This is a genomic window from Mycobacterium sp. SM3041 (assembly GCF_039668335.1).
Classification (GTDB): Bacteria; Actinomycetota; Actinomycetes; order Mycobacteriales; family Mycobacteriaceae; genus Mycobacterium.
Window position 1 is genome coordinate 1 of the sequence record NZ_JAYXBQ010000081.1, and the last position, 1,052, is coordinate 1,052.

Below are 1,052 nucleotides of genomic sequence, written 5' to 3' on the forward strand. Positions count from 1 at the left end.
TGACGGCGTGCCTGCTTGAAATGGGGAGGACCTCCTGACGGAGTGGATGTGTCTGGCATTCACCCGTAGGAGGTCCTCGTGTCTCACGCTAACGCCCGTACCAACCTGTTCGCTCGTCGCCTGATCGTTGAGCGTGTCGCCGCGGGGTGGCCAGCGGCGCATGTGGCCGAGCAACTCGGCATTTCACGGTCCACGGTCTACAAGTGGCTGCGCCGATACGCCGAAGGCGGTGAAGCGGCACTGGCCGACCGATCATCACGCCCGCATCACATGCCCCGGCGCACCAGCGACCGGGTCGAGAAGAAGGTGCTGGCCGCACGGGCCCGCCGCAAGCGCGGTGCGGTGGTCCTGGCAGCGGAACTGAATCTGAATCCGTCGACGATCGGACGGATCCTCGCGCGCCATCAGGTGCCGCATCTGTCGTCGATCGATCCGATCACCGGCGCATCGGTGCGTACCTCGCGGCGCCCAGCGAACCGCTATGAACATCGCACCCCGGGGGCCATGGTCCATGTCGATGTCAAAAAGCTCGGCCGCATCCCTGACGGTGGGGGTTGGCGGTTGCACGGACGCGAGGCCAAAGTGTCAGTTGCCAACCGGCACAAGAAAACCAAGATCGGCTACGACTACATCCACACCGCCATCGACGACCGCACCCGGCTGGCCTACAGCGAAGTGCACACCGACGAAAAAGACCTCACCTGCGCAGCATTTCTGCACCGAGCCTTGGCTTGGTTCGCCGGCCACGGCGTGCGCGCGCGGCGACTGCTGACCGACAATGCCTTGGTCTACCGCCGCGGCACCAACTGGGGCTGGGTGTGCTCAGCGTGGCAGCTCAAACGCCGCTTCATTAAACCCGGCTGCCCCTGGACCAACGGCAAAGCCGAACGCTTCAACCGGACCCTGCTCACCGAATGGGCCTACGCCCGCCCATGGACCTCCAACAGTCAACGCACACAAGGCCTTGACCGATTCCTCCATCACTACAACACTCAACGAGGCCACTCCGCCCACGGCGGAAAACCACCCATCAGCCGGCTCGCCGCCTGACA

At 64.5% G+C, this 1,052-nt stretch carries 1 protein-coding gene; it reads left to right on the forward strand.

Annotation, left to right across the window (positions count from 1 at the left end; translation table 11 throughout):
- Positions 1 to 78 precede the first annotated feature (78 nt).
- Positions 79 to 1,050, forward strand: coding sequence for an IS481 family transposase (locus VXD91_RS29320; protein ID WP_346417050.1), 972 nt, complete (start codon positions 79 to 81; stop codon positions 1,048 to 1,050).
- The last annotated feature ends 2 nt before the right edge of the window (positions 1,051 to 1,052 follow it).